At 63.0% G+C, this 22,325-nt stretch carries 26 protein-coding genes; 13 read left to right on the top strand and 13 right to left on the bottom strand.

Annotated features, from left to right (window positions below):
• Positions 1 to 2 precede the first annotated feature (2 nt).
• Complete coding sequence (gene nuoN / locus ACIPW4_RS22485) at positions 3 to 1,472, top strand: NADH-quinone oxidoreductase subunit NuoN (protein WP_400661587.1); 1,470 nt, start codon at positions 3 to 5, stop codon at positions 1,470 to 1,472.
• 42 nt (positions 1,473 to 1,514) lie between these two features.
• Here nuoN and ACIPW4_RS22480 read toward each other — a convergent pair whose 3' ends face one another.
• On the bottom strand, positions 1,515 to 1,820 hold the full coding sequence (locus ACIPW4_RS22480) for an ogr/Delta-like zinc finger family protein (protein ID WP_400661586.1): 306 nt from the start codon (positions 1,818 to 1,820) through the stop codon (positions 1,515 to 1,517).
• Positions 1,821 to 2,020: 200 nt separating this feature from the next.
• On the opposite strand from ACIPW4_RS22480, the gene ACIPW4_RS22475 reads away from it, so the two are divergent.
• Entirely contained in the window at positions 2,021 to 2,404 is a 384-nt protein-coding gene (locus ACIPW4_RS22475) for a helix-turn-helix domain-containing protein (RefSeq protein WP_400661585.1), read from the top strand.
• A 5-nt stretch (positions 2,405 to 2,409) separates the two neighbouring features.
• On the opposite strand, the gene ACIPW4_RS22470 is transcribed toward ACIPW4_RS22475, so the two are convergent.
• The 3 genes from ACIPW4_RS22470 to ACIPW4_RS22460 are packed head-to-tail and all read right to left on the bottom strand — an operon-like array spanning position 2,410 to position 3,393.
• Positions 2,410 to 2,772 carry a hypothetical protein gene (locus tag ACIPW4_RS22470; protein ID WP_400661583.1) on the bottom strand — a complete coding sequence of 121 codons (363 nt, stop codon included), beginning with the start codon at positions 2,770 to 2,772 and terminating at the stop codon, positions 2,410 to 2,412.
• Complete coding sequence (locus tag ACIPW4_RS22465) at positions 2,765 to 3,136, bottom strand: head completion/stabilization protein (protein WP_400661581.1); 372 nt, start codon at positions 3,134 to 3,136, stop codon at positions 2,765 to 2,767. Before ACIPW4_RS22465 ends, ACIPW4_RS22470 begins: the two co-directional genes overlap by 8 nt.
• A gap of 8 nt (positions 3,137 to 3,144) precedes the next feature.
• Positions 3,145 to 3,393, bottom strand: coding sequence for a response regulator transcription factor (locus ACIPW4_RS22460; protein WP_400661580.1), 249 nt, complete (start codon positions 3,391 to 3,393; stop codon positions 3,145 to 3,147).
• Positions 3,394 to 3,623: 230 nt separating this feature from the next.
• Here ACIPW4_RS22460 and ACIPW4_RS22455 point away from each other — a divergent pair, with 230 nt between their 5' ends.
• Positions 3,624 to 5,687, top strand: a complete 2,064-nt coding sequence (locus tag ACIPW4_RS22455; protein ID WP_400661579.1) for a TonB-dependent receptor family protein — start codon at positions 3,624 to 3,626, stop codon at positions 5,685 to 5,687.
• A gap of 9 nt (positions 5,688 to 5,696) precedes the next feature.
• On the opposite strand, the gene ACIPW4_RS22450 is transcribed toward ACIPW4_RS22455, so the two are convergent.
• A complete protein-coding gene (locus ACIPW4_RS22450; RefSeq protein WP_400661577.1) occupies positions 5,697 to 6,761 on the bottom strand; it encodes an AI-2E family transporter in 1,065 nt (354 codons plus the stop codon).
• A 129-nt stretch (positions 6,762 to 6,890) separates the two neighbouring features.
• Between ACIPW4_RS22450 and yegQ the strand changes: the two genes are divergently transcribed.
• From yegQ to ACIPW4_RS22420, 6 genes are all read left to right on the top strand, one after another.
• Complete coding sequence (gene yegQ, locus ACIPW4_RS22445; RefSeq protein WP_400661576.1) at positions 6,891 to 8,255, top strand: tRNA 5-hydroxyuridine modification protein YegQ; 1,365 nt, start codon at positions 6,891 to 6,893, stop codon at positions 8,253 to 8,255.
• Between the two features lie 47 nt (positions 8,256 to 8,302).
• Positions 8,303 to 9,994, top strand: coding sequence for a copper resistance system multicopper oxidase (locus ACIPW4_RS22440; RefSeq protein ID WP_400661575.1), 1,692 nt, complete (start codon positions 8,303 to 8,305; stop codon positions 9,992 to 9,994).
• Positions 9,987 to 10,730, top strand: a complete 744-nt coding sequence (locus ACIPW4_RS22435; RefSeq protein ID WP_400661574.1) for a copper resistance protein B — start codon at positions 9,987 to 9,989, stop codon at positions 10,728 to 10,730. The genes ACIPW4_RS22440 and ACIPW4_RS22435 overlap by 8 nt, the downstream gene beginning before the upstream one ends.
• A gap of 14 nt (positions 10,731 to 10,744) precedes the next feature.
• Complete coding sequence (locus ACIPW4_RS22430; RefSeq protein ID WP_400661572.1) at positions 10,745 to 11,173, top strand: DUF411 domain-containing protein; 429 nt, start codon at positions 10,745 to 10,747, stop codon at positions 11,171 to 11,173.
• Positions 11,173 to 11,610, top strand: coding sequence for a YqaA family protein (locus ACIPW4_RS22425; RefSeq protein ID WP_400661570.1), 438 nt, complete (start codon positions 11,173 to 11,175; stop codon positions 11,608 to 11,610). Before ACIPW4_RS22430 ends, ACIPW4_RS22425 begins: the two co-directional genes overlap by 1 nt.
• Before the next feature lie 75 nt (positions 11,611 to 11,685).
• The gene (locus ACIPW4_RS22420; protein ID WP_400661569.1) at positions 11,686 to 12,684 is read left to right on the top strand and encodes an alpha/beta fold hydrolase; all 999 of its coding nucleotides are present in this window, start codon (positions 11,686 to 11,688) and stop codon (positions 12,682 to 12,684) included.
• Here ACIPW4_RS22420 and ACIPW4_RS22415 read toward each other — a convergent pair.
• The 6 genes from ACIPW4_RS22415 to ACIPW4_RS22390 all read right to left on the bottom strand — a co-directional run bounded on the left by ACIPW4_RS22415 (position 12,681) and on the right by ACIPW4_RS22390 (position 18,243).
• Positions 12,681 to 13,262 (bottom strand): DinB family protein, encoded by a 582-nt coding sequence (locus tag ACIPW4_RS22415; protein ID WP_400661568.1) that lies wholly within the window; start codon positions 13,260 to 13,262, stop codon positions 12,681 to 12,683. The two genes, ACIPW4_RS22420 and ACIPW4_RS22415, sit on opposite strands and share 4 nt — an antisense overlap.
• Before the next feature lie 12 nt (positions 13,263 to 13,274).
• Positions 13,275 to 14,384 (bottom strand): cell division protein ZapE, encoded by a 1,110-nt coding sequence (gene zapE / locus ACIPW4_RS22410; RefSeq protein WP_400661566.1) that lies wholly within the window; start codon positions 14,382 to 14,384, stop codon positions 13,275 to 13,277.
• A 153-nt stretch (positions 14,385 to 14,537) separates the two neighbouring features.
• Positions 14,538 to 15,686, bottom strand: coding sequence for a PQQ-dependent sugar dehydrogenase (locus tag ACIPW4_RS22405; RefSeq protein WP_400661564.1), 1,149 nt, complete (start codon positions 15,684 to 15,686; stop codon positions 14,538 to 14,540).
• A gap of 22 nt (positions 15,687 to 15,708) precedes the next feature.
• Positions 15,709 to 16,026: a hypothetical protein gene (locus tag ACIPW4_RS22400; RefSeq protein WP_400661563.1), complete on the bottom strand. Its 318-nt coding sequence runs from the start codon at positions 16,024 to 16,026 to the stop codon at positions 15,709 to 15,711.
• Between the two features lie 146 nt (positions 16,027 to 16,172).
• Positions 16,173 to 17,138: an agmatinase gene (gene speB, locus ACIPW4_RS22395; protein WP_400661562.1), complete on the bottom strand. Its 966-nt coding sequence runs from the start codon at positions 17,136 to 17,138 to the stop codon at positions 16,173 to 16,175.
• 25 nt (positions 17,139 to 17,163) lie between these two features.
• Positions 17,164 to 18,243: an extracellular solute-binding protein gene (locus ACIPW4_RS22390; RefSeq protein ID WP_400661560.1), complete on the bottom strand. Its 1,080-nt coding sequence runs from the start codon at positions 18,241 to 18,243 to the stop codon at positions 17,164 to 17,166.
• A gap of 102 nt (positions 18,244 to 18,345) precedes the next feature.
• On the opposite strand from ACIPW4_RS22390, the gene ACIPW4_RS22385 reads away from it, so the two are divergent.
• Entirely contained in the window at positions 18,346 to 19,236 is an 891-nt protein-coding gene (locus ACIPW4_RS22385; RefSeq protein WP_400661559.1) for a LysR family transcriptional regulator, read from the top strand.
• Positions 19,237 to 19,356: 120 nt separating this feature from the next.
• Positions 19,357 to 19,845 (top strand): LEA type 2 family protein, encoded by a 489-nt coding sequence (locus ACIPW4_RS22380; protein ID WP_400661558.1) that lies wholly within the window; start codon positions 19,357 to 19,359, stop codon positions 19,843 to 19,845.
• Positions 19,846 to 19,864: 19 nt separating this feature from the next.
• Here the strand turns inward: ACIPW4_RS22380 and ACIPW4_RS22375 are convergent, their stop codons facing one another.
• On the bottom strand, positions 19,865 to 20,128 hold the full coding sequence (locus ACIPW4_RS22375) for a hypothetical protein (RefSeq protein ID WP_400661557.1): 264 nt from the start codon (positions 20,126 to 20,128) through the stop codon (positions 19,865 to 19,867).
• 129 nt (positions 20,129 to 20,257) lie between these two features.
• On the opposite strand from ACIPW4_RS22375, the gene ACIPW4_RS22370 reads away from it, so the two are divergent.
• Entirely contained in the window at positions 20,258 to 20,578 is a 321-nt protein-coding gene (locus ACIPW4_RS22370; protein WP_400661555.1) for a YqjD family protein, read from the top strand.
• A gap of 3 nt (positions 20,579 to 20,581) precedes the next feature.
• Here ACIPW4_RS22370 and ACIPW4_RS22365 read toward each other — a convergent pair whose 3' ends face one another.
• Positions 20,582 to 21,199, bottom strand: a complete 618-nt coding sequence (locus ACIPW4_RS22365) for a tRNA-(ms[2]io[6]A)-hydroxylase (RefSeq protein WP_400661553.1) — start codon at positions 21,197 to 21,199, stop codon at positions 20,582 to 20,584.
• Between the two features lie 153 nt (positions 21,200 to 21,352).
• Here ACIPW4_RS22365 and ACIPW4_RS22360 point away from each other — a divergent pair, with 153 nt between their 5' ends.
• Positions 21,353 to 22,216, top strand: a complete 864-nt coding sequence (locus ACIPW4_RS22360; RefSeq protein ID WP_400661551.1) for a universal stress protein — start codon at positions 21,353 to 21,355, stop codon at positions 22,214 to 22,216.
• Positions 22,217 to 22,325: the final 109 nt, after the last annotated feature.

The raw sequence follows: 22,325 nt of genomic DNA, 5'->3' as shown, positions 1-22,325 counted from the left end.
CTATGGAATTCACCACTCAACACTTCATCGCATTGGCGCCGATGCTGATCACCACCATCACCACGGTGGTGGTGATGCTGGCGATCGCCTGGAAGCGCAACCACTCGCAGACCTTCCTGCTATCCACCGTGGGCCTGAACCTGGCCTTGCTGTCGATCTTGCCGGCATTGAAGGTAGCGCCACTGGCGGTCACCTCGCTGGTCACCATCGACAAGTTCGCCTGCCTGTACATGGCGATCATCCTGGTCGCCACGCTGGCCTGCGTCACCCTCGCCCACGCCTACCTCGGTGAAGGCTCCAAGGGCTTCCCGGGCAACCGTGAAGAACTGTACCTGCTGCTGCTGATGTCTGCCCTCGGTGGCCTGGTGCTGGTCAGCGCCAACCACCTGGCTGGCCTTTTCATCGGCCTGGAGCTGCTGTCGGTGCCGGTCTACGGCCTGGTGGCGTATGCCTTCTTCAACAAGCGCTCGCTGGAAGCCGGCATCAAGTACATGGTGCTGTCGGCTGCAGGCTCGGCCTTCCTGCTGTTCGGCATGGCCCTGCTCTACGCCGACGCCGGCAGCCTGACCTTCGACCAGCTGGGCAAGGCCCTGGCCGCCACCAGCATGCCTAGCCTGCTGGCCCAGCTGGGCCTGGGCATGATGCTGGTCGGCCTGGCCTTCAAGCTGTCGCTGGTACCGTTCCACCTGTGGACCCCGGACGTGTATGAAGGTGCTCCGGCGCCGGTCGCCGCGTTCCTGGCCACCGCCAGCAAGGTTGCGGTGTTCGCCGTGGTCGTGCGCCTGTTCATGCTCTCCCCTGCCGCCAGCAGTGGCGTGCTGAGCACTGTCCTGGCAGTGATCGCTGTGGCGTCGATTCTGATCGGCAACCTGCTGGCGCTGACCCAGAGCAATCTCAAGCGCCTGCTCGGTTACTCGTCCATCGCCCACTTTGGCTATCTGCTCATTGCCCTGATCGCCAGCAAGGGCCTGGCCCTGGAAGCCATGGGCGTGTACCTGGTCACCTATGTGATCACCAGCCTCGGTGCCTTTGGCGTCATCACCCTGATGTCCTCGCCTTATGGTGGCCGTGACGCCGACGCGCTGTACGAGTACCGTGGCCTGTTCTGGCGCCGTCCGTACCTGACCGCGGTACTGACCGTGATGATGCTGTCGCTGGCGGGCATTCCGCTGACCGCCGGCTTCATCGGCAAGTTCTACATCATTGCCACCGGCGTCGAGTCGCAGCTGTGGTGGCTGGTCGGTGCACTTGTGATCGGTAGCGCCATCGGCGTGTACTACTACCTGCGCGTCATGGTTACCCTGTATCTGGTCGAGCCAAACCTGCGTCGCCACGACGCCCCGCTGAAGTGGGAACAGCGCACCGGTGGCGTAATGCTGCTGGCCATCGCGATCCTGGCCTTCGTCCTGGGTGTGTACCCGCAGCCGCTGCTGGACATGGTCCAGCACGCTGGCCTGCAACTGCTTGGCTGACCGCAGCTGAAAACAAACACCCCGCCGATGCGGGGTGTTTTTTTATCTGCGCCTGGTGGCCGTTTCAGCTGCCTTTTCCAACTTTGGGCCACCGGGTGAGCGTTCATCACGTGCCAAGGTGGCAGACTTGCGCAGCTCCTTGCTGGCCGATGGCAAGTGCACGTGCGGGTTAGGCATGCCACTGGGTGAAAGCTCGTGAGTCATTTCGAACTCTGCCCTCACCGACCAGCCGCAGGCCTCGTTGACGCATTGCAAATAGGCAACGCGCAGAAAAATATGCCGACCTTCACTGGTACGAATTCGCATACGGCTGTTGCAGTGTGGGCAGACCAGCTTGTAAGTACTCACACAACACACCCGCAAGTACTGCCTGAACAAACAAGCTGTAAGGAAAATCCACCACTCACTCGAGTTTTGGCTACGGTCAAAGAAAGGTTTTTCATCAAATTACTTCTCATGCCAAGATATCTCCTCAAATCGAAAAGCAAATACTCATAACGAGTATTTTAAGCCCAGGGAATGTTGCTAAACCAGCCATGGATATTGATATGAGTAGCCACTCGTTTGCATCGGTGCTAGCCCGCCTAAAGCTTCTGACCCTCTCAAAATCAGATGTCCAGCTGGCCAAGGCGCTAGACGTCAGCCCGCAAACCTTGAGCAGCTGGAAAGCACGGGACAGTATTCCATACTCATTATGCGTTGATATTGCTCAGCGACACGGCTGCTTGCTGGATTGGCTCCTTCTGGGCGAGCGCGATGACTGCAAGGCTGTAGCAATTCAGAACAGCTGGGAGAGCGACATGCTCATACGGCTGCGCGGGCTTTCCCACGCAGACCGCCAGTCAGTGCTCTTGCACATCGAGGACAAACAACGTATCCGTGAGCTGGAGCATCAGCTACAGGAACTGGCCAAGCGCATGCCTTGCGCTTGATCGGCCTAGCCTCGGCGGCGCCAGCGCTGGAGCAGCTCGCGCACGTCGACAGAATCCAGCCAGACCAGTACTTTCAAGGTGATTGGAATGACCACCACCGCAGCGGCAAAAGCAGCCATCCCCCGGGACAACATGGGCGCCAGCGAGTGCAACAGCGGCTCGAACAGGTAGCCGACGCCCAAGGTCAGGAAGACCAGCAACACCTGTTTGCGAACTGACAGGCGCTTGCGCGAAACGATGATGAAACGGTCGCGGGCGGCGCTCACCAGCAATGCGCCCAGTAGCGCACCGAACAGGGCCCTGCCCTCGGTATCCAGCAATTCGTAGAAAGCCGCGATAGCCGCTTCCATCAGATAGGGCTCATCCATGTGCGGCCTCCCCCCGCGCAGCAGGCACGGTCAGCAGGTTGCGCCTTACTGCAGCAGCGATGAAGTACCGATAGCAGACCGATAGTGCCTTCCCACTGGCATGCCCGGCCACATCTTCAAGGCGCCGGTATCCGCGGCTACGCAGCGCGCTGCGCCAGCCAGCGAATTCCCTGGCAGCATCGATTGCAGCGCAGCGCACGGCCAATGCCAGGCGAGCCTCGCTTACCTGCTCGTCCAACTGCAAGTGTTCGCGCAATTGGCACAACTCGATGCGCGGCCAGAATGGATCATGACAATCGGGAAACCGTGACGTCTTCAACAACGTCTCGCTCCATGGCTGCGGGTTCAGGTGTTCTGCTCGCATATCATCCCTCACTGCTCGGCCAGCATGCCGTAGCGGATGGCCTTGATGACAGCCGCCACACGCGTGGCAACATCGAACTTGCGCAGCAGATTGGCCACGTGAAAATTCACCGTCGACTCTTTGCACTGCAGAATCTGGCCGATCTCCCATGAGGTCTTGCCGTAGGCGCACCACAGCAGCACTTGCTGCTCACGCGGCGTCAGGTGAATCGGCGCATCCGCATGGTTTTCAGGTGTCTGTCGCAGGTTGGTTTCCATTACTGAGTTCCCCAAGTAGTCGCCAGATACGGCGGCGCAGAGTGCTGCCGCCTATGGGTCCACCTTACGGACGCCGACCCAGCCCGTTCCAGCGATGCAACTTGTAAAGAACCGTCTTACACATCCGTCCAACACCTACCACAGAGGAAAATCCCTTGTCGCCGTGCTTCGTCCGGCTTTTCGCGCGTCACAACGCCGTTGTCCTTCCGCCTATCGCCTGGAGTTGTACGATGCGTCCCGTTCTACCCTTCTCGTCTTACCTTGGCCTGCTGGCCATCTTCGCCGTCAGCCAGCAGACCACGGCTGCACCTGCCGTCGAACTGGGCCAGGTGCTGATCAGCGACGAGGAGCAAAGCGAACTGGACGAGGCCCGCGAACGCCTGCGGACGGTGCCGGGTGCCACCAACCTGGTGGACATGCAACGGGCCGGGCAAGGCCGTGTTGCCAGCAACCAGGATGTGCTGGCCTACCAGCCCGGCGTGTTCGCCCAGTCGGCAGGCAACGATGGCATCAAATTGTCGATCCGAGGCTCTGGCATCAACCGGGCGCCCGGAGCACATGGCTCAGGTGTGTACACGATGTTCGACGGGCTGCCGCTGACCGGCCCGGGTGGTACGCCATACGAACTGTTCGAACCGCTGTGGCTGAACCGTGCCGAAGTGCTGCGCGGTGCCAATGGTTTCGACCAGGGCTCGCTGGCTCTGGGGGGGGCTATCAACTATGTGACTTACACCGGCTACGACGCCGCGCCGCTGCAGGTGCGCTATGAAGTCGGCAGCCGCGGCTACCAGCACCGGCACATCAGCTCGGGGCAGGTGCTGGGCAACTTCGACTACTACGTGGCCTTGACCGATTCGGAATACGACGGCTACCAGGAGCACAGCAGCGGCAGCGCGAAAGGCATTGCAGCCAACGTCGGCTACCGCTTCAACCCGAACCTGGAAACGCGCTTCTACCTGCGCTACCGGGAAACCGAAAACGAACTGGCCGGGCGCCTGACCAAGGACCAGATCAAGCACGACCCACGTGCCGCCAACCCTGGCTACCTGTCGCGCAACGACAGCCGCCCGCAACCGGGCAGCACCTGGGTCGGCAACAAGACCACGTTCTACCTCGACGACGATTCGCGCCTGGAGGCCGGGCTGGTCTATCACGACTACCCGATGGACCTGCGCGAGGGTGCCATGCGCCTGAAGGTGGCCTACAGCGATGTCAGCGGCACGCTGAACTACTTCCGCCGCGACACCGTGTTCGGCCTCGAGAGCAAGACCACCGTCGGCTGGCGCACCACCAAGCACCTGCCCAACAGTGGCGCTTCGCAGTTCTCGCGGGTCAACGACGTGGTCGGCGCCAAGACACGCGACTTCACCTACCAGGGTTCGGACACCGTGCTGCATGTGGGCAACGACCTGGAACTGGTCCCTGACCTGTGGTTGACCACGGGCCTGGCGATGATCTATACCCGCCGGGAAAGCGATGTCACTTACCCGGCCAGTGGCGGCAAAGTCAGCCAGCATGACTGGGACTATGCGCCACGCGTTGGCCTGCGCTACGACATCCGCCCTGACCTGCAGGTCTACGGCAACCTCAGCCGCTCGGTGGAGCCACCGCATCCGTGGTCGCTGGTCTGGAGTGCGCCGGTGAACAACCAGCCCATGAAGATGCAGAACCAGACCGCTACCACGCTGGAGCTGGGCGCCCGTGGCGATTCGGCGCTAGGGCACTGGGACCTGGCCTGGTACTACTCGCAGGTGCGTCACGAGCTGCTGAATGTGGAAGTGGTACAAGGCCTGCCGTTCAAGGAGTTCAATGCCAGCCCCACCGTGCACCAGGGCGTCGAGGCCGGGCTGGACAGCATCCTCTGGGAGCAACCCGGCACAGGCAAGCTGAGCCTGCGTCAGGCGTACACCTTCAGCGACTTCCACTACCGCGACGATGACACGTTCGGCGACAACCGCCTGCCCGGCATCCCCATGCACTACTACCAGGGCGAACTGCGCTACGACTGGCCGAGCGGGTTCTACGCCGGGCTCAACACGCAGATGGCCTCGAAGGTGCAGGTCGACTACGCCAATAGTTATCACGCCGATGCCTATGCCCTGCTGGGTGCGCGCCTGGGCTGGAACTCACCGAAGCAGGACTGGCAGACCTGGCTGGACCTGCGCAATCTGACCAACAAGCGCTACGCGGCGACCGTAACCCCGGGCTATGACGATGCCGGCCAAGACGTTGCCCGCTCGACACCGGGCGAAAGCTTTGGCGTATACGCCGGGGTTTCGTACAGCTTCCGCTGACCCGACGCCTCAGGACGGTAACTGCACCTGGGGTTTGGTCGCGGCGAAAATCGCCCAGCTGGACAGGAACAACGCTGCGATCAACGGCCCGATGACAAAGCCATTGAGCCCGAATACCGCCAGCCCGCCCAGGGTGGACACCAGGATCAGGTAATCGGGCATCCGCGTGTCCTTGCCCACCAGGATCGGCCGCAGCACATTATCCACCAGGCCGATCACCAGTACCCCGAACGCCGTCAGGATCACCCCCGGCAGAATCGCCCCGGTGAGCAGGAAGTACGCCGCCACCGGCGCCCAGACGATTCCCGCCCCCACGGCCGGCAACAACGACAGAAATGCCATCAGCACGCCCCACACCAGTGCGCTGGGGATATCCAGCACCCAGAAGATGAAACCACCGAGCGCGCCCTGGGTAATGGCCACCAGTACATTGCCCTTGACCGTGGCCCGCACCACCCGGTTGAACTTCAATTGCAGGCGGCGCTTCTGGTGCTCCGGCAGCGGCACCGCAAGGCGTACCCGACGCGCCACGTCGGCGCCTTCGCGCAGGAAGAAGAACAGCAGGTACATCATGATGCCGAAGCTCACCAGGAACTCGAAGGTGCCCTGGCCGAAGCTGAACGCTTGGCTCGCCAGCACCTGGCTGCCTTGAGTAGCCCATTTGCTGATCTTGTCGCGCAGCCCGTCAAGGTTGCCAATGCCCATGCTGTCCAGCCCATGCTGGGCAAAGGCCGGGAGCATGTCCTTGCCACGTTCCACGTAGCCTGCGATGTCCAGCTGCCCGCTCTCGATACGCTGGTACAAAGTGGCTCCTTCCTGCACCAACAGGGCACTGATGATGATCACCGGCAGCACTGCCACCAGCAGGCACACCAGCAAGGTGGTGACTGCCGCCAGGTTGCGGCGGCGGCCGAAGCGGATCAGCAGGTGACGCTGCAACGGCGCGAACAGGATGCCGAGAATCACCGCCCAGAAGATGGCACCGTAATACGGCAGCAAGATCCACACGAAGGCGATGGTCACCAGCGCCAGGAGTACTGCCAGGGCTTTGTTCTGTAGGGCGTCTTGGTTCATGGCAGCTCCTCGGTTGTCATGGATATTAGTGCACACCACCTGCGCAAAAGTGCCACCCTGGCCTTGATTCAAATCAATACCACCGCCCCGGTCAGCCGTTAGCATCCGCGCCTTTGCCCCGGTGCACCCATGAACCTACCGACCAAGCCCGAACTGCTTGCCCCCGCCGGCAGCCTGAAGACCCTGCGCTATGCCTTCGCCTACGGTGCCGATGCGGTGTACGCCGGCCAGCCGCGCTACAGCCTGCGGGTGCGCAACAACGAATTCGACCACGCCAACCTCGCGCTGGGTATCAGCGAGGCGCATGCCCTGGGCAAACGCTTGTACGTGGTGGTCAACATCGCGCCGCACAACGCCAAGTTGAAGACCTTCCTCAAGGACCTGGCGCCGGTGATCGACATGGCGCCCGATGCGCTGATCATGTCCGACCCCGGCCTGATCATGCTGGTGCGCCAGCATTTTCCGCAGATGCCGGTGCACTTGTCGGTGCAGGCCAATACGGTGAACTGGGCCAGCGTGCAGTTCTGGCAACAGCTGGGCCTGAGCCGGGTGATCCTGTCGCGTGAGCTGTCGCTGGAGGAGATCGAGGACATCCGCCGGCACGTGCCGGACATGGAACTGGAAGTATTCGTACACGGCGCACTGTGCATGGCCTACTCCGGCCGCTGCTTGCTGTCCGGTTACCTGAACCGGCGCGATGCCAACCAGGGCAGTTGCACCAATGCCTGCCGCTGGAAATACGAAGCTACCCCCGCCACGCAGGACAGCACCGGCGACATCGTGCGCGAGGTCGAGCCGACCCTGGGCCTGGGCGCACCCACCGAGCAGGTATTCCTGTTGCAGGAGAGCAATCGCCCGGGCAGCGAGATGCCGGCCTTCGAAGACGAGCATGGCACCTACATCATGAACGCCAAGGACCTGCGTGCCATCCAGCATGTCGAGCGCCTGGCGGCCATGGGCGTGCACTCGCTGAAGATCGAGGGCCGCACCAAGAGTCACTTCTATTGCGCCCGGGCCGTGCAGTCCTACCGCAAGGCCATCGACGACGCCGCAGCCGGGCGGCCGTTCGACATGAGCCTGATGGACAACCTCGAATCGCTGGCGCAACGCGGCTACACCGAAGGCTTCCTGCGCCGTCACGTGCACGACGAATACCAGAACTACCTGCGTGGCAACTCGCAGTCCGAGCGCCAGCAGTTCGTCGGTGAACTGACCGGCGCGCGCGTCGATGGCCTGGCCGAGGTCAAGGTGAAGAACCGCTTCGCGTTGGGTGACCATCTGGAACTGATGACCCCGCGTGGCAACTACCACTTCGACCTGCACCGCCTGTTCGACCGCCAACAGCACGCCATCGAGGTGGCGCCCGGCGACGGCCATGTGGTGTACCTGCCAATTCCCGAGCAGGTTGCCCTCGAGTACGGCCTGTTGATGCGCGACCTGGGCAACGATGAACAGGCGCCTGACAAGGCTGTAATCTGCGCCTCAGCCAGCTGACAGGCGCAACCGGCGAGGATCATGGTTCCCCCGCATGAGGCCACGCCATGTTGCGCACCCCTACCCGCCGCACCTTCGTCAAAGGCCTGAGCGCCGCCACCACCCTGGCCGGCTTGGGCTTGTGGCGCCCGCTGGCCCAGGCCAGCGAAGGCCGCGAGCTGGCCGGCCAGCACTTCGAGCTGTTCATCGGCCAGACCCCGATCAACATCACCGGCCGGACACGCACCGCGCTGACCATCAACGACAGCCTGCCCGGCCCGCTGCTGCGCTGGCGCGAAGGCGACACCGTGACCCTGCGCGTGCGCAACCGCCTCGATCAGAGCACCTCGATTCATTGGCACGGCATCCTCCTGCCAGCCAACATGGACGGCGTACCGGGCCTGAGCTTCGCCGGCATCGCGCCGGGTGGGGATTACCTGTACCGGTTCACCCTGCGCCAGAGTGGCACCTACTGGTACCACAGCCATTCCGGCCTGCAGGAGCAGGCCGGGGTGTATGGCGCAATCGTCGTCGAACCGCGCGAGCCCGAACCGCATGACTACCAGCGCGACCATGTGCTGCTGTTCAGCGACTGGTCCGACCAGGCACCCGAGACGTTGCTGGCAACCCTGAAGAAGCAGTCCGACGCCTTCAACTACCACAAGCGCACGCTCGGCGACTTCGTCACCGATGTCGCCGACAAGGGCTGGGGCAACACCGTCGACGAGCGTCTGGCCTGGGCGCGCATGCGCATGAGCCCGACCGACCTTGCCGACATCAGCGCCGCCAGTTACACCTACCTGCTCAACGGCCAGCCCCCTGACGGCAACTTCACCTGCCTGTTCCAGCCTGGCGAAACCGTACGCCTGCGCCTGATCAATGCCTCGGCCATGACTTACTTCGACTTCCGCATTCCGGGCCTCAAAATGACCGTCATCGCCGCCGACGGCCTGCCGGTGGCGCCGGTAACCGTGGACGAGCTGCGCATCGCGGTGGCTGAAACCTACGACGTGCTGGTGACCGTCGGCGACCTGCCCGCCTACACCCTGTTCGCCCAGAGCATGGACCGCAGCGGCTACGCCCGCGGCACCCTGGCCCGTGCCAAGGGCCTGCAGGCCGCGGTGCCGGAGCCTGACCCGCGACCGGTGCTGAGCATGGACGACATGGGCCACGGCAACATGGCTGCAATGGGCCACAGCAACATGACCAGCATGGGCCACGCCAGCATGGGCAGCGTGCAAGGCCACCCTGCCAGCGAAGCCGGTAACCCGCTGGTGGACATGCAGACCATGGCCCCCCGCGCCAACCTCGCCGACCCTGGCATCGGCCTGCGTGACAACGGCCGCCGCGTGCTGACCTATGCCGATCTGCGCAGCCCCTACCCCGACCCGGACGGTCGCGAGCCTTCACGGGATATCGAGCTGCACCTGACCGGGCACATGGAGCGGTTCGCCTGGTCGTTCGACGGGGTCAAGTTCAGCGATGCCGCGCCACTGCGCCTGACTTACGGCGAGCGGGTACGCATCACCCTGGTCAACGACACCATGATGACCCACCCCATCCACCTGCATGGCATGTGGAGCGACCTGGAGGACGAACACGGGCGCTTCCAGGTGCGCAAGCACACGGTCGACATCCCCCCCGGCAGCCGCCGCAGCTACCGGGTCAGCGCCGATGCCCTGGGCAGATGGGCTTACCACTGCCACCTGCTCTACCACATGGAGACCGGCATGTTCCGCGAGGTACGGGTCGATGAATGAGATCAACAGCCGCCGCCTGGTCATGGGCGTCGCCCTGGTCGCGCTGCTGGCCAGCGAACGGGCGATGGCCACCTTCGCGCCCCTGCCTGGCCATCAGGTGCATGATCGCGCAGTCAATTGGGCGGTAATCGTCGATCAACTGGAACACCAGACATTCGAAAGCAGCAGCGCCCTCAAGTGGAACACCACGGCCTGGGTCGGTGGCGACATCGATCGCCTGTGGCTGCGCACCGAGGGGGAACGGGAACAAGGCAAGACCCACAAGGCAGAGCTGCAGGCACTGTGGGGCCATGCAATCAGCCCGTGGTGGGAGCTGGTCGGCGGCCTGCGCCAGGACTTCAAGCCGGCCAGCGGGCAGACCTGGGCCGCCTTCGGCCTCCAGGGTACCCCGCTTTATGGTCTGGAGCTGGAAGCCACTGCCTATGCCGGCGAGCGACAACAGAGCGCGCTGCGCCTGGAGGCCGCTTACGCTATCCTGCTGACCAACCGCTGGATCCTCGAGCCGAACCTGGAAGCCAACTTCTATGGCCGCAACGATGCCGGCCACGAACAGGGCGCGGGGCTTGCCGACAGCGAAGTCGGCCTGCGCCTGCGCTACGAAATCAGCCGAGGCTTCGCGCCCTATGTGGGGGTAAGCTTCGAGCGCCTGCATGGCAGCCGCGCCAGCCAGGCTCGTGAGGACGGCGAAGACCTCGGCCAGACCCGTCTGGTGGCAGGCATCCGCCTGCGTTTCTAAGGAGTGGTTCGACCATGCTGCGTAAACACCTGATCACCTTCGGCCTGCTGGCCATCACCGGCCTGGCCCAGGCTGGCGAAACCATCGATGTCTACCGCGACCCCAACTGTGGCTGCTGCAAGGCCTGGATCAGCCACTTGCGCGACAACGGCTTCACCGTCAACGACCATGTCGAGCCGAACATGAGCGCCGTCAAGCAGCGCCTGGGCGTGGCGCCGCGCCTGGCGTCTTGCCACACCGGGGTGATCGACGGCAAGTTCGTCGAAGGCCACGTGCCCGCCGAGCAGGTGCGCCTGCTGGCCAAACGCGAGGATCTCAAGGGCCTGGCCGTACCGGGCATGCCGATGGGCTCGCCCGGCATGGAAATGGGTGACCACAAGGATGCCTACCAGGTCATCGGCGTGACCCAGGATGGCCAGGATACCGTGGTTGCCCGCTACTGATGCTCAGCGTCTGGGCGCTGTTCTTCAGCGCCTTCGGTGCCGCCACCTTGCTGCCACTGCAATCGGAGGCGGTGCTGGTCGGCCTGCTGTTGCGCCAGCCCGATGCCTGGTTGACCCTGCTGCTGGTCGCCACCCTGGGCAATGTGCTCGGTTCGGTGGTCAACTGGCTGCTCGGCCGGGCCATCGAGCACCTGCGCGACAAGCGCTGGTTCCCGTTCAGCGCCAGCCAGCTGGAGCGTGCACAGCAGCGTTACCAGCGTTGGGGGCAGTGGTCGCTGCTGCTGAGCTGGATGCCGGTGATCGGCGATCCGCTGACCCTGATTGCCGGCATCATGCGTGAGCCGTTCTGGAGGTTTTTGCTGCTGGTGACACTGGCAAAGGGCGGCCGTTATGTCGTGGTGGCAATGATCACTTTGGGCGGGTTTCATGCCTGGTAACACCTTTAACGTTTAAGGTGGTCCACTGACTGCTACAGTCGCCAATTCCTACATGGTCCTACACGGAGTGCCCCCATGCTGCGCGCAACTGCCCTGGCCCTGGCCTGCCTCGTCGGCGTCCCGGCCATCGCCGCCGAATCGCCTACCTACGGCAAACAGCTCGAAGGCTTCAGCTACCCACACCCACTCAAGCATTTCGACTTCCAGTCACAGGGCCAGCACCTGCAGATGGGCTACATGGATGTGCCGGCCCAAGGCCAGGCCAATGGCCGCAGCGTGGTGTTGATGCATGGCAAGAACTTCTGTGCTGCCACGTTGGAGACCACCATCGACGCCTTGAGCCAGGCGGGCTACCGGGTGATTGCCCCCGACCAGATCGGCTTCTGCACCTCGAGCAAGCCGGCCCAGTACCAGTACAGTTTCCAGCAACTGGCGGTGAACACCCATGCCCTGCTCGAACAGCTGGGCGTCAAACAAGCCATCGTACTCGGCCACTCCACCGGGGGCATGCTCGCCACCCGCTATGCGCTGATGTACCCGCTGCAGGTCGAACGCCTGGCGATGGTCAACCCCATCGGCCTGGAGGACTGGAAAGCCCTCGGCGTGCCCTACCGCACGGTTGACCAGTGGTACGCCCGCGAGCTCAAGCTCGATGCCGAGGTCGTGCGCGAGTACGAGCGCAAGACCTATTACGCCGGGCGCTGGAAACCCGAGTACGAGCGCTGGGTGCAGATGCTGGTGGGGCTGAACAAGGGGCCGGGACATGAAGCGGTGGCGTGGAACTCGGCGCTGATCTACGACATGATCTTCACCCAGCCGGTGTATCACGAGTTCAAGGACCTGAAGATGCCGACCCTGCTGCTGATTGGCGACCAGGACACCACGGCGATCGGCAGCGACATCGCCCCGCCTGAAGTGAAGGCGAAGCTGGGCAAGTACCAGGAACTGGGGCCGCAGGTCGCCAAGCTGATACCTCAGAGCGAGCTGGTGACCTTCGAAGGCATGGGGCATGCCCCGCAGATAGAGGAGCCACGGCGCTTTAACCGGGAACTGGTGGAGTGGCTCGGCCGCTAACCCTTCCAGACCTGCGGTTCGCTCCAGCCGAGTTCGGCGAAGTCCAGCGCCCGCAGGTCGGCTTCCTCCTCACAGAAAAACTCATCCAGCTGCGGCGGCCGCACCGTTGTGTCACTGAGCATCGCATGCACCTGCCCACGGTGATGGATCTGGTGCTCGAACAGATGCGCCAGCAGGCGCAGCCGCTGTTCGCGCTGGATTCGTTGCGGCCGCACGATGCTCACGTACCGCGCCAGTTGAGCGTCCTGCAGCAGGCTGCAATAGGCGATCAACCGGTGGTCGGCCTGGGCCTGCTCGGCATGCAGGTCGGTACAGGTGGCAAACGGTTGCTCCGGTTCGAAGAAGCGCTCGCCATCCGGGTCAGGCGCTTCACCGCGCTGGTCGCACTCGAGCATGTCGAGGTAGAACCAGTCCACGGTCAAGAGGTGGTTGAGCGTGGCCTTGATCGACGGGAAGAAGTTGCAACGGGGGGCGACGAACTCGTCGTGGCTCAGTTGCAGGCAGGCCTTGTACAGACGGTGGTTGGCCCAGCCATTGTTGTAGGCCTGGGTCAGCAGATGATGCGACAGCGGCTCCATGGTTCGGCTCCTTCAGGCGAAGCGTTGCAGCTGCATCTCCCGTAGCCGGCTCAGGGTCCGTTGGTACGGGAACGCCAGATACCCTTGAGTGTAGAGGGCGTCGAGCGGAACCTCTGCCTCCAGGTAGAGTGCCACCCGGCGGTCGTAGCATTCGTCGACCAGGGCGATGAAACGGCGCACGGCGTCGTCCTTGGGGGACAGCATCGGTAGCTCGCGATCACCTGCCGCGACACGCGCCGCGCCATCCTCGGTGCCACGGGCAATGCGCCCGGCCTGCTGCTCACCGCCCAGCGCCGGGATGCCCTCGACCAGAATGGCCGGAAAGCGATCGCACAAGGCCATGAACTCCATGGCGGCCAGGGGCCGTTCGCACAGTTCGGTGAAGTGGCACCAGACGGCCTGGGAGCTGCTGCGGATCACCCTGATTTGCCGCGAGCCGATCTGCAGGGGTGCGTTGCTGCCGGGGTCATCCGGGCTGAGTTGCTGGAAAACCGCTTCAAGCGCGCCGCCTCTGCTCCCCGCTTCGGCCACCCAGTATCGCTGGCGCTGTACACCCGGATGCAGGCGATGGTCCTGCTCGCCTGCTACCGAAAGCACCTGCATATGCCGCTCGATGGCGCTGATGGCCGGCAGGAAGCGCTCGCGATTGAACCCATCGCGGTACAGCTGCTGCGGCGGCTGGTTGGAGGTGGCGACCACCACCACGCCGTGATCGAACAGCACCTGGAACAGGCGACCGAGGATGATCGCATCGCCGATGTCGCTGACGAAGAGTTCGTCGAAGCACAATACCCAGATCTGCCCGGCGAGCTCGCGGGCCAGTGCCTTCAAGGGGTCGGCAGTGCCGTTGAGCTGGAACAGCCGCTGGTGGACCCAGGCCATGAAATGGTGGAAGTGCTGGCGCCGGGACGGGACGCTGAGGCAGCACTGGAACAGGTCCATTAGCCAGGTCTTGCCGCGGCCGACAGGGCCCCAGAGGTACAAGCCCTGGGGGGTCTGGCCATTCTGCAAGGCTTCGAAACAGGTTTGCAGGGCCGTGACAGCCCTGGCTTGAGCCGGGTCTTCGGCAAAGCCATGCTCTGAAAGTGCCGTGCGATAGCGATTTTGCGGATCGAGTTGCATGACTGCCGGCTTGGCTGTGAGAACTGTATTGTAGGAGCTGGCCCTTTCGCGGGTAAACCCGCTCCCACAGGTATTACACCAGGTTTGAGAATAGTGCTGTCCCTGTGGGAGCGGGTTTACCCGCGAAAGGGCCAGCACAGTAAACAACTTGTTTCAGCCCTCGCTCAGGCCAACTTTCAGCAGCGCCCCATCCTTGGCATCGGTCAGCACATACAGGTAGCCATCCGGCCCCACCCGCACGTCACGGATGCGTGCCTTCAGGTCACCCAGCAGGCGCTCTTCATGGACGATCTTGTCGCCATCGAGCTCCAGGCGAATCAGCTCCTGTGCCACCAGCGCGCCGATGAAAAGGTTGTGGTCCCAGGCCTTGAAGGTCGGGCTGTCATAGAAGGCCATGCCGCTGATACCGGGCGACTTCTCCCAGACATGGTGCGGGTCGACCATACCGTCGACATGCTTGCCCTTGGCCTCGGGGATCGGCAGCAGCGAGTAATTGATACCGTGCGTGGCGATCGGCCAGCCATAATTCTTGCCCGGCTGCGGGATGTTGATCTCGTCACCACCCCGCGGGCCGTGCTCATGAGTCCAAAGCTTGCCGGTCCAGGGGTTGAGCGCCGCGCCCTGCTGGTTACGGTGGCCGAACGACCATATTTCCGGGCGCACGCCCTGCTTGCCGACGAAAGGGTTGTCCTTCGGAACTTCACCATCGGGGAGGATCCGCACGACCTTGCCCTGCAGTTTATCGAGGTCTTGGGCGGTTGGGCGCTGGTTGTTCTCGCCCAGGGCGATGAACAGAAAACCTTCCCGGTCGAACACCAGCCGCGAACCAAAGTGATTACCCACGGAGAGCTTGGGCTGCTGACGGAAGATCACGTTGAAGTTTTCCAGCCGGGCGCGGTCTTCGGACAGCTGCCCACGGCCCACCGCCGTGCCAGCCTTGCCATCACTGCCCTCTTCGGCATACGACAGGTACACCGTGCGGTCCTTGCTGAACGCCGGCGACAGCACCACGTCGAGCAGGCCACCCTGGCCTTCGGCCCAGACCTTGGGCACACCGCTGATCGGCGGACCGACCTTACCCTCGGCGCTGATCACGCGCAAATTACCGGCGCGCTCGGTGACCAGCATGTCCTTGCCACCCGGCAGGAATGCCAGTGCCCAAGGGTTGCGCAGGCCGTCGGTCACGGTGCTGACGGTGATCTCCCCTTCCTCGCTGGGAAACTGCTGTTCGGGGGCAGCGTGAGCCAGCACAGGCAACAACGCGGCGGCGGTCAAGGTCATCAGCCAGTTCGCTCGGGTCATGCAAGATTCCTTTCGTAGGGGTTCAGGGCGCACGCTGGCTGTCACGCGGTGACCGCGTCGGTTCCAGATTCGGGGTCTGTTGTTGACGACGCAGGTTGTCACCATTGCCGATGCCGCGGTTGTCCAGGCTTGGTGTGCGGTAGATGGGCTGGGTGGACGGGCCGCGAACGGGCGGTGTGGCCGGCATGCTGCCTTGGCGGCTGTTGGGGTTGGCGCGCTGGATCGGGCTGTTGTAGGGGTTGTTGTTGCTGGCGGCGAGCTGCAGTGGCTGCATGGGCCCTGCCTGCACCGGCAGGCATAGCAGCAGGCCGATGGCCAGGCTCGGCAATGTAAGATTCATGCTTCACCTCCTGAACGAAAAAGCGCGCCTTGAGCGTTTTGATAGCCTAAGGCGCGAAGGGTTCGCGGCAAAAGTGTGAATGCGATTCCTTATGTTTCAGTATGCGGCCTGTGGCATTGCCCATCAGGCCCGCCGATCATCGGGCACTAGCGTCCTTTGGCGTCGACCTTGTGCCGCGCTGCATACAGGCACAGCATCTCCATGGCCAGGGTGGCCCCGGCCAGTGCTGTGATATCGGCGTGGTCGTAGGCTGGCGCCACCTCGACCAGGTCCATGCCCACCAGGTTGATGCCGCGCAGGCCGCCGAGGATCTCCAGCGCCTGCACCGTGCTCAGGCCGCCACAAACCGGGGTACCGGTGCCAGGTGCGTAGGCCGGGTCAAGGCAGTCGATGTCGAACGTCAGGTACACAGGCCGGTCACCGACCCGCTGACGGATCGCTGCGATGATCGCCTCGGTGCCCTGGCGATGCACCTGCCGGGCATCGAGAATGGCGAAGCCCTGGCTGTCGTCATTGGTAGTGCGCAGGCCGACCTGCACCGAGCAGGACGGATCGACCAGCCCTTCACGTGCGGCATGCCAGAACATCGTGCCATGGTCGATGCGCCCCTCCTCGTCCGGCCAGGTGTCGCTGTGCGCATCGAAATGGATCAGCGCCAGCGGGCCATGGCGCCGGGCATGAGCCTTGAGCAGCGGGTAGCTGATGAAATGGTCGCCGCCCAGGGTGAGCATGGCGCAACCGGCTTCAAGAATGTGCTCGGCGTGGGCCTCGATGCTATCCGGTACCGACTGGGGCGTGCCGCTGTCGAAGGCGCAGTCGCCATAATCGATCACGGCCAGGTGGTCGAACGGGTCGAACGCCCAGGGCCAGTGCCGTGCCCAGGCCTGCTGTACCGAGGCGGCGCGAATCGCCCGCGGCCCGAAGCGTGCGCCAGGGCGGTTGCTGGTGGCGGTGTCGAACGGCACACCGCTGACCACCACATCCACCCCTCGCAGGTCGCGGCTGTAACGCCGACGAGAGAAGCTTGTGATCCCGGCATAAGTACTTTCCGCTGCGGTACCGTACAGACTATCGCGGGTCATGGCCTGGTCGTTGTTCTGGGCTTGTTCCACGGTTGGGCTCCTTCAGGGTTATCGGTCACTGGCGGCTGCGGAAGGCCGCCCACAGTCGGTTGCGCTGGCGCAGGTCGGACAGCGCCATGCTGCGGTCGGCATACAAACGCTCACGCACGTCGGCAGGTGGGTAGATATCCGGGTCGTTGCGCACAGCGTCATCCACCAGCGGCGTCGCTGCCTGGTTGGCATTGGCGAAGAACAGCGTATTGGTCAGCGCAGCCACCGACTCTGGCTTGAGCATGAAGGCGATGAAGGCGCGGGCGGCTTCCGGGTGTGGGGCGTCCTTGGGGATGACCAGGTTGTCCTGCCACACCAGCGTGCCTTCACGGGGGATGCGGTAGATCAGTTCGAACGGCTTGCCGGCGCGGCGCGCCTGGTCGGCAGCCATGGCAGCATCGCCGTTGTACGTCAGCGCCAGGCACACGCTGCCATTGGCCAGGTCGTTGATCTGCCTGCCATTGGCGACGTAGCTGATCGACGGTTGTAGCTGGTTCAGCAGGTTCTGCGCCGCCGCCAGGTCGGCCTTGTCCTGGCTGTAGGGGTCCTTGCCGAGGTAGTTTAGGGCGACGCCGATCACTTCCTGAGGCGAGTCCGGCATGGCGATGCCGCACTCCTTGAGGCGGCTGGCGTACTCCGGTTTGAACAGCAGGTCGAGGCTGTCCAGCGGCACATCGCCCAGGCGCTGACGCACCGCCTCGACATTCACCCCAAGGCCCAGGGTTCCCCAGGTGTAGGGGACCGCGTAACGGTTGCCTGGGTCGGCCTCGGCCAGCTTGGCCAGCAAGTCCCTGTCGAGGTTGGCGTAGCCGGGCATGCCTTGCGCATCGAGCGGCTGCAAGGCATTGGCCTTCAGCGCCCGGGCCAGTACGGTGCTGGACGGCACGACCACGTCGTAGCCGCTGCGGCCGGTGAGCAGCTTGGTTTCGAGGACTTCGGTGGTGTCGAAGGTGTCGTAGCGCACCTTGTAGCCGGTTTCCTTTTCGAAGCGCTGGAGGGTTTCCGGGGCGACATAGTCGGCCCAGCTGTAGAGATTGACGACCCTTTCTTCGGCCTGCAGCGGCAGGGCCAGGATCAGGGACAACAGGCACAGCGATCGACGCATGACGGGCACCTCGGCAAATGGGTGGATGCCGCCAGCATGCCAGCCGGGTAACATTGCAAGAATGGCAAGTTTGAAAAGCTGACATTCATCTGGAGCAATGTGATGTTCGGACAACTGCACGACCCCGACCTGCACCTGCTGCGGCTGTTCGTGACTGTAGTCGAGGCCGGCGGCTTCAGTGCCGCGCAAGGCATACTGGGGTTGAGCCAGCCCACCATCAGCCAGCGCATGGCGCAGCTGGAAACGCGCCTGGGCTACCGCCTGTGCAGCCGCGGTAAAGGTGGTTTTCGCCTGACCGACAAGGGCGAGCTGATGCTGGAGGCGGCGCGCGGGCTGTTTCTGAACATCGAGCAGTTCCGCCAGCAGGCCAACGGCGTGGCCGGCCGCCTGCTGGGGACGGTGCGGGTGGGCATGGCGGAAAACCAGGACGCGGCCGTGAGCCTGCGCCTGGCGATGGCCATTTCACGTTTTCGCGAACGCGAGGAATCGGTGCAGCTGGAGTTGATCAGCGCTCCTCCGGCGGAACTGGAGCGGCTGTTGCTGGAGCAACGGCTGGATGTTGCCATCAGCTATTTTTCCGGCAACCAGGCGGCATTCGACTATCGGCCGTTGTTCGAGGAGCGGCAGCGTTTGTACTGCGGCAAGGGGCATGCGCTGTTCGATGCGGCCGAGATGACGCATGAGCAGTTGCTGGAGGCGGACCAGGTACGCCACCCCTACCGCTTTCTCAAAGGCGGCGAGCCATTCCAGAGCCGACGCAGCATGGCAGTGGCGGAGCAGATCGAGAGCGTGCTGACGTTCATTCTGTCAGGGCGGCATATTGGTTATCTGCCCTGTCACTGTGCGGCGAGTTGGGAGGATCAGGGGATGTTGCGGGCGCTGGATCTGGGTTTGGATTTCGTAGTGCCTTTCACCCTGGCCCGGCATCGGGCACAGGTGCCAGGGGAAGCGCAGGCGGCATTTGTCGAGGATTTGCTGGCTGCGTTCTCCTGACATGGGGAGGAGTTAGCGGACGGTAATGAGAAACAGTATCTTTCATCAGGCCCGACACTTTCACCGCTGCCGTGCATTTGCCACACTGCAGGCTCCTCTTCCCCGGCAAGGACCTTTCCCATGGTTGCCCGCATGCGCCACTCCCTTCGCCTGCTGCTGGTGCTGATATTGGCCGGCGGGCTCAACGCCTGTGCGCTGTTCCAGGCCCGCGACCCGCTCAACATCAGTGTGATCGGCATCGAGCCGCTGCAGGGGCAGGAGCTGGAAATGCGCATGGCGGTGAAAATGAGAGTGCAGAACCCCAACGAATCGGCCATCGACTACAACGGCGTCGCGTTGAACCTGGAGGTCAACGGCCAGCCGCTGGCGGCTGGCGTGAGTGACCAGCAAGGGCACATCGGCCGCTACGACGAAGCCGTGATCGTGGTACCGGTGAGCATCACGGCGTTCGCCTTCCTGCGTCAGGCTTATGGGCTGGGCCAGTTCGATTCGCTGCAAGGAATGCCTTACAAACTGCGTGGCAAGCTGGCCGGAGGGCTGCTGGGCACGGTGCGCTTCACCGACGAGGGCAAGCTGGACCTGCCCAAAGGTGGCAATGTGAACTGGTGAAGCATGACGGGTTCGAGAGTCAGCGATTGGCGCTGGCTGCCGCCATCATCTTGTTGACTTCGCTGCGCACCATATTGCCGTACTCGGGCGGCGACAGGCCCTCCAGCTCGGCGCGCACCCACTCCGCCCATTTGCCTTTGCGCCGTGATTTTTCAGAGATCAGCCGCGCAGCTTCGCCCTTGGCCTTGCCCAGGTTGTTCTGCCACATCTCGAACAGTCGGGCCTTTTCTGCCTCGATCTGCGCCCGTTCCTCGAAGCTCATGTTGGCCAGATTGAAACTCATGAGGGTACCTGCCTGTTGAAAATGGCCGCTATCTTACACCTTGGCGTCGCATCATCGGCAAAGCGGTCGCAACTTTCCCGGCGCGCTGGCATCCATTATTCAAACCACCCCATCGACGAGGACGTGTTCATGGCCCGAAAAACCGCTGCACTGGCCGACAGTGATCAGATCAAAGACCAGGTGTTCAGTGAACTGCAGTCATTGATCGAAGAATCGGAAAAGCTGCTCAACGAGAGCGCCGCACTGGTTGGCGAAGAAGCCGAGACGTTGCGTGCACAGGTCAGCCTGAAACTGCGTCAGGCACGCGAGGCCGCCGGCCAGGTGCGCGCCAAGGCGCAACCCGTGGTCGAAGCTACCCAGGACTATATCGGTGGGCATCCATGGCAAACAGTGGCAGTGTCTGCAGGCTTTGGCCTGGTGATCGGCCTGCTGTTGGGCCGCCGCTACTGAACTTCAGACAGCCTGAGCCATCGGGATGCCGCTGTGGAAACGCAGTTCCTGATCAGGTGACTGGATAAGCTCGGCTTCAGCTTCACGCACCAAGGTGACGCGGCTGGCGATGTCCGCCTCGTCACCATACTGGTGAGCCAGTTTCAGGTAGCCCTGATAGTGGCGTGCTTCGCTTTTCAGCAAACCATGGTAGAAGGTGCCGAGCTCTTCATCGAGGTGTGGCACCAAGGCAGCAAATCGCTCGCAACTACGGGCTTCGATAAATGCCCCAACCACCAGCGTGTCCACCAGCTTCACCGGTTCATGGGCCCGCACCATACGCCGCAGACCTGACGCATAACGCCCCGCCGACACTGGCCGCAGCGGGACGCCGCGGCGCTTCATCAGCCGTAGTACCTGCTCGTGGTGAACCAGTTCCTCACGGGCCAGGCGCGACATCATGTTGATCAGGTCCAGGTGGGTGTTGTACTTGGCGATCAGGCTCAGGGCGGTGCTGGCTGCCTTGAACTCGCAGTTCTTGTGGTCGATCAGCAGGGTTTCCTGGTCGGCGAGTGCCGCTTCGATCCAGGCATCTGGGGTCGGGCAGCCGAGAAAGGCATCGATTTCGGGGATCAGCGACATAAACGAACAACCACACAGGACAGGCAAGACGGGCGATTATACCGACGGCGACGGGCAGCACCAGTGACTATGCTTGATGTACGTCAAACGGTAATGCGAGAGGCGCCGACTATAGTCAGGCATTACTCGCCACCTTTGAAGGGAGTTCATGCCATGCAAGCTGTCCGCAGCATCCTCGTCGTCCTTGACCCCGAACACGCCCATAGCCGTGCACTGACCCGAGCCAAGCTGATTGCCGGTGTCACCGGTGCCCGCCTGCATCTGCTGATGTGTGACAAGAAGCATGACCACAGCGCGCTGCTGAGCCTGCTCGGCAGCCAGCTGCATGATGATGGCTATGACAATGTCACCCATGAACAGAGCTGGCATGAGAGCTTGCATGATTCGATCATCGCCGTGCAGCAGGCCGAAGGTTGCGAGCTGGTCATCAAGGAGCATCGGCCAGACAACCCAATGAAGAAGGCGTTGCTGACCCCAACCGACTGGAAGCTCCTGCGCCAGTGCCCCTGCGCGGTGTTGATGGTCAAGAGTGAGCGACCATGGGCAGAAGGGGTGATCCTGGCCGCCGTCGATGTCGGCAACCAGGATGAGGACCATCGCCGGCTGCATGCCAGCATCATCGACCATGGCTATGCCATTGCCGAGCTGGCCAAAGGCGATCTGCACGTGGTCAGTGCGCACCCCTCCCCCATGCTGTCGGCGTCCGACCCGGTATACCAGTTAAGTGAGACCATAGAAAAGCGGTACCGCGAAGCCTGCAGCGCGTTCCAGGCCGAATTTGATATCAGCGAAGATCGGCTGCATGTGGCAGAAGGACCGGCGGATGTGCTGATTCCTCATTTCGAAAAGCAGCTTCATGCCGTTGTCACGGTCATTGGCACGGTCGCTCGCACCGGAATTTCCGGGGCCTTGATCGGCAATACCTCGGAGGTCGTGCTCGATTCGCTGGAAAGTGATGTGCTGGTGCTCAAAAACGAAGAGGCGACGGCACACTTGGCGGAACTTGCCCGGGGCTGAAACTTGTCTGTACCGAAAAGACAAAACCCCTACCTGCATGCGCAGATAGGGGTTTTGCGAAATGAATCTTGACGATGACCTACTCTCACATGGGGAAACCCCACACTAC

This window comes from Pseudomonas sp. NPDC089996, from assembly GCF_044748405.1.
Classification (GTDB): domain Bacteria; phylum Pseudomonadota; class Gammaproteobacteria; order Pseudomonadales; family Pseudomonadaceae; genus Aquipseudomonas.
This window is presented reverse-complemented; position numbering and strand designations above follow the sequence as displayed.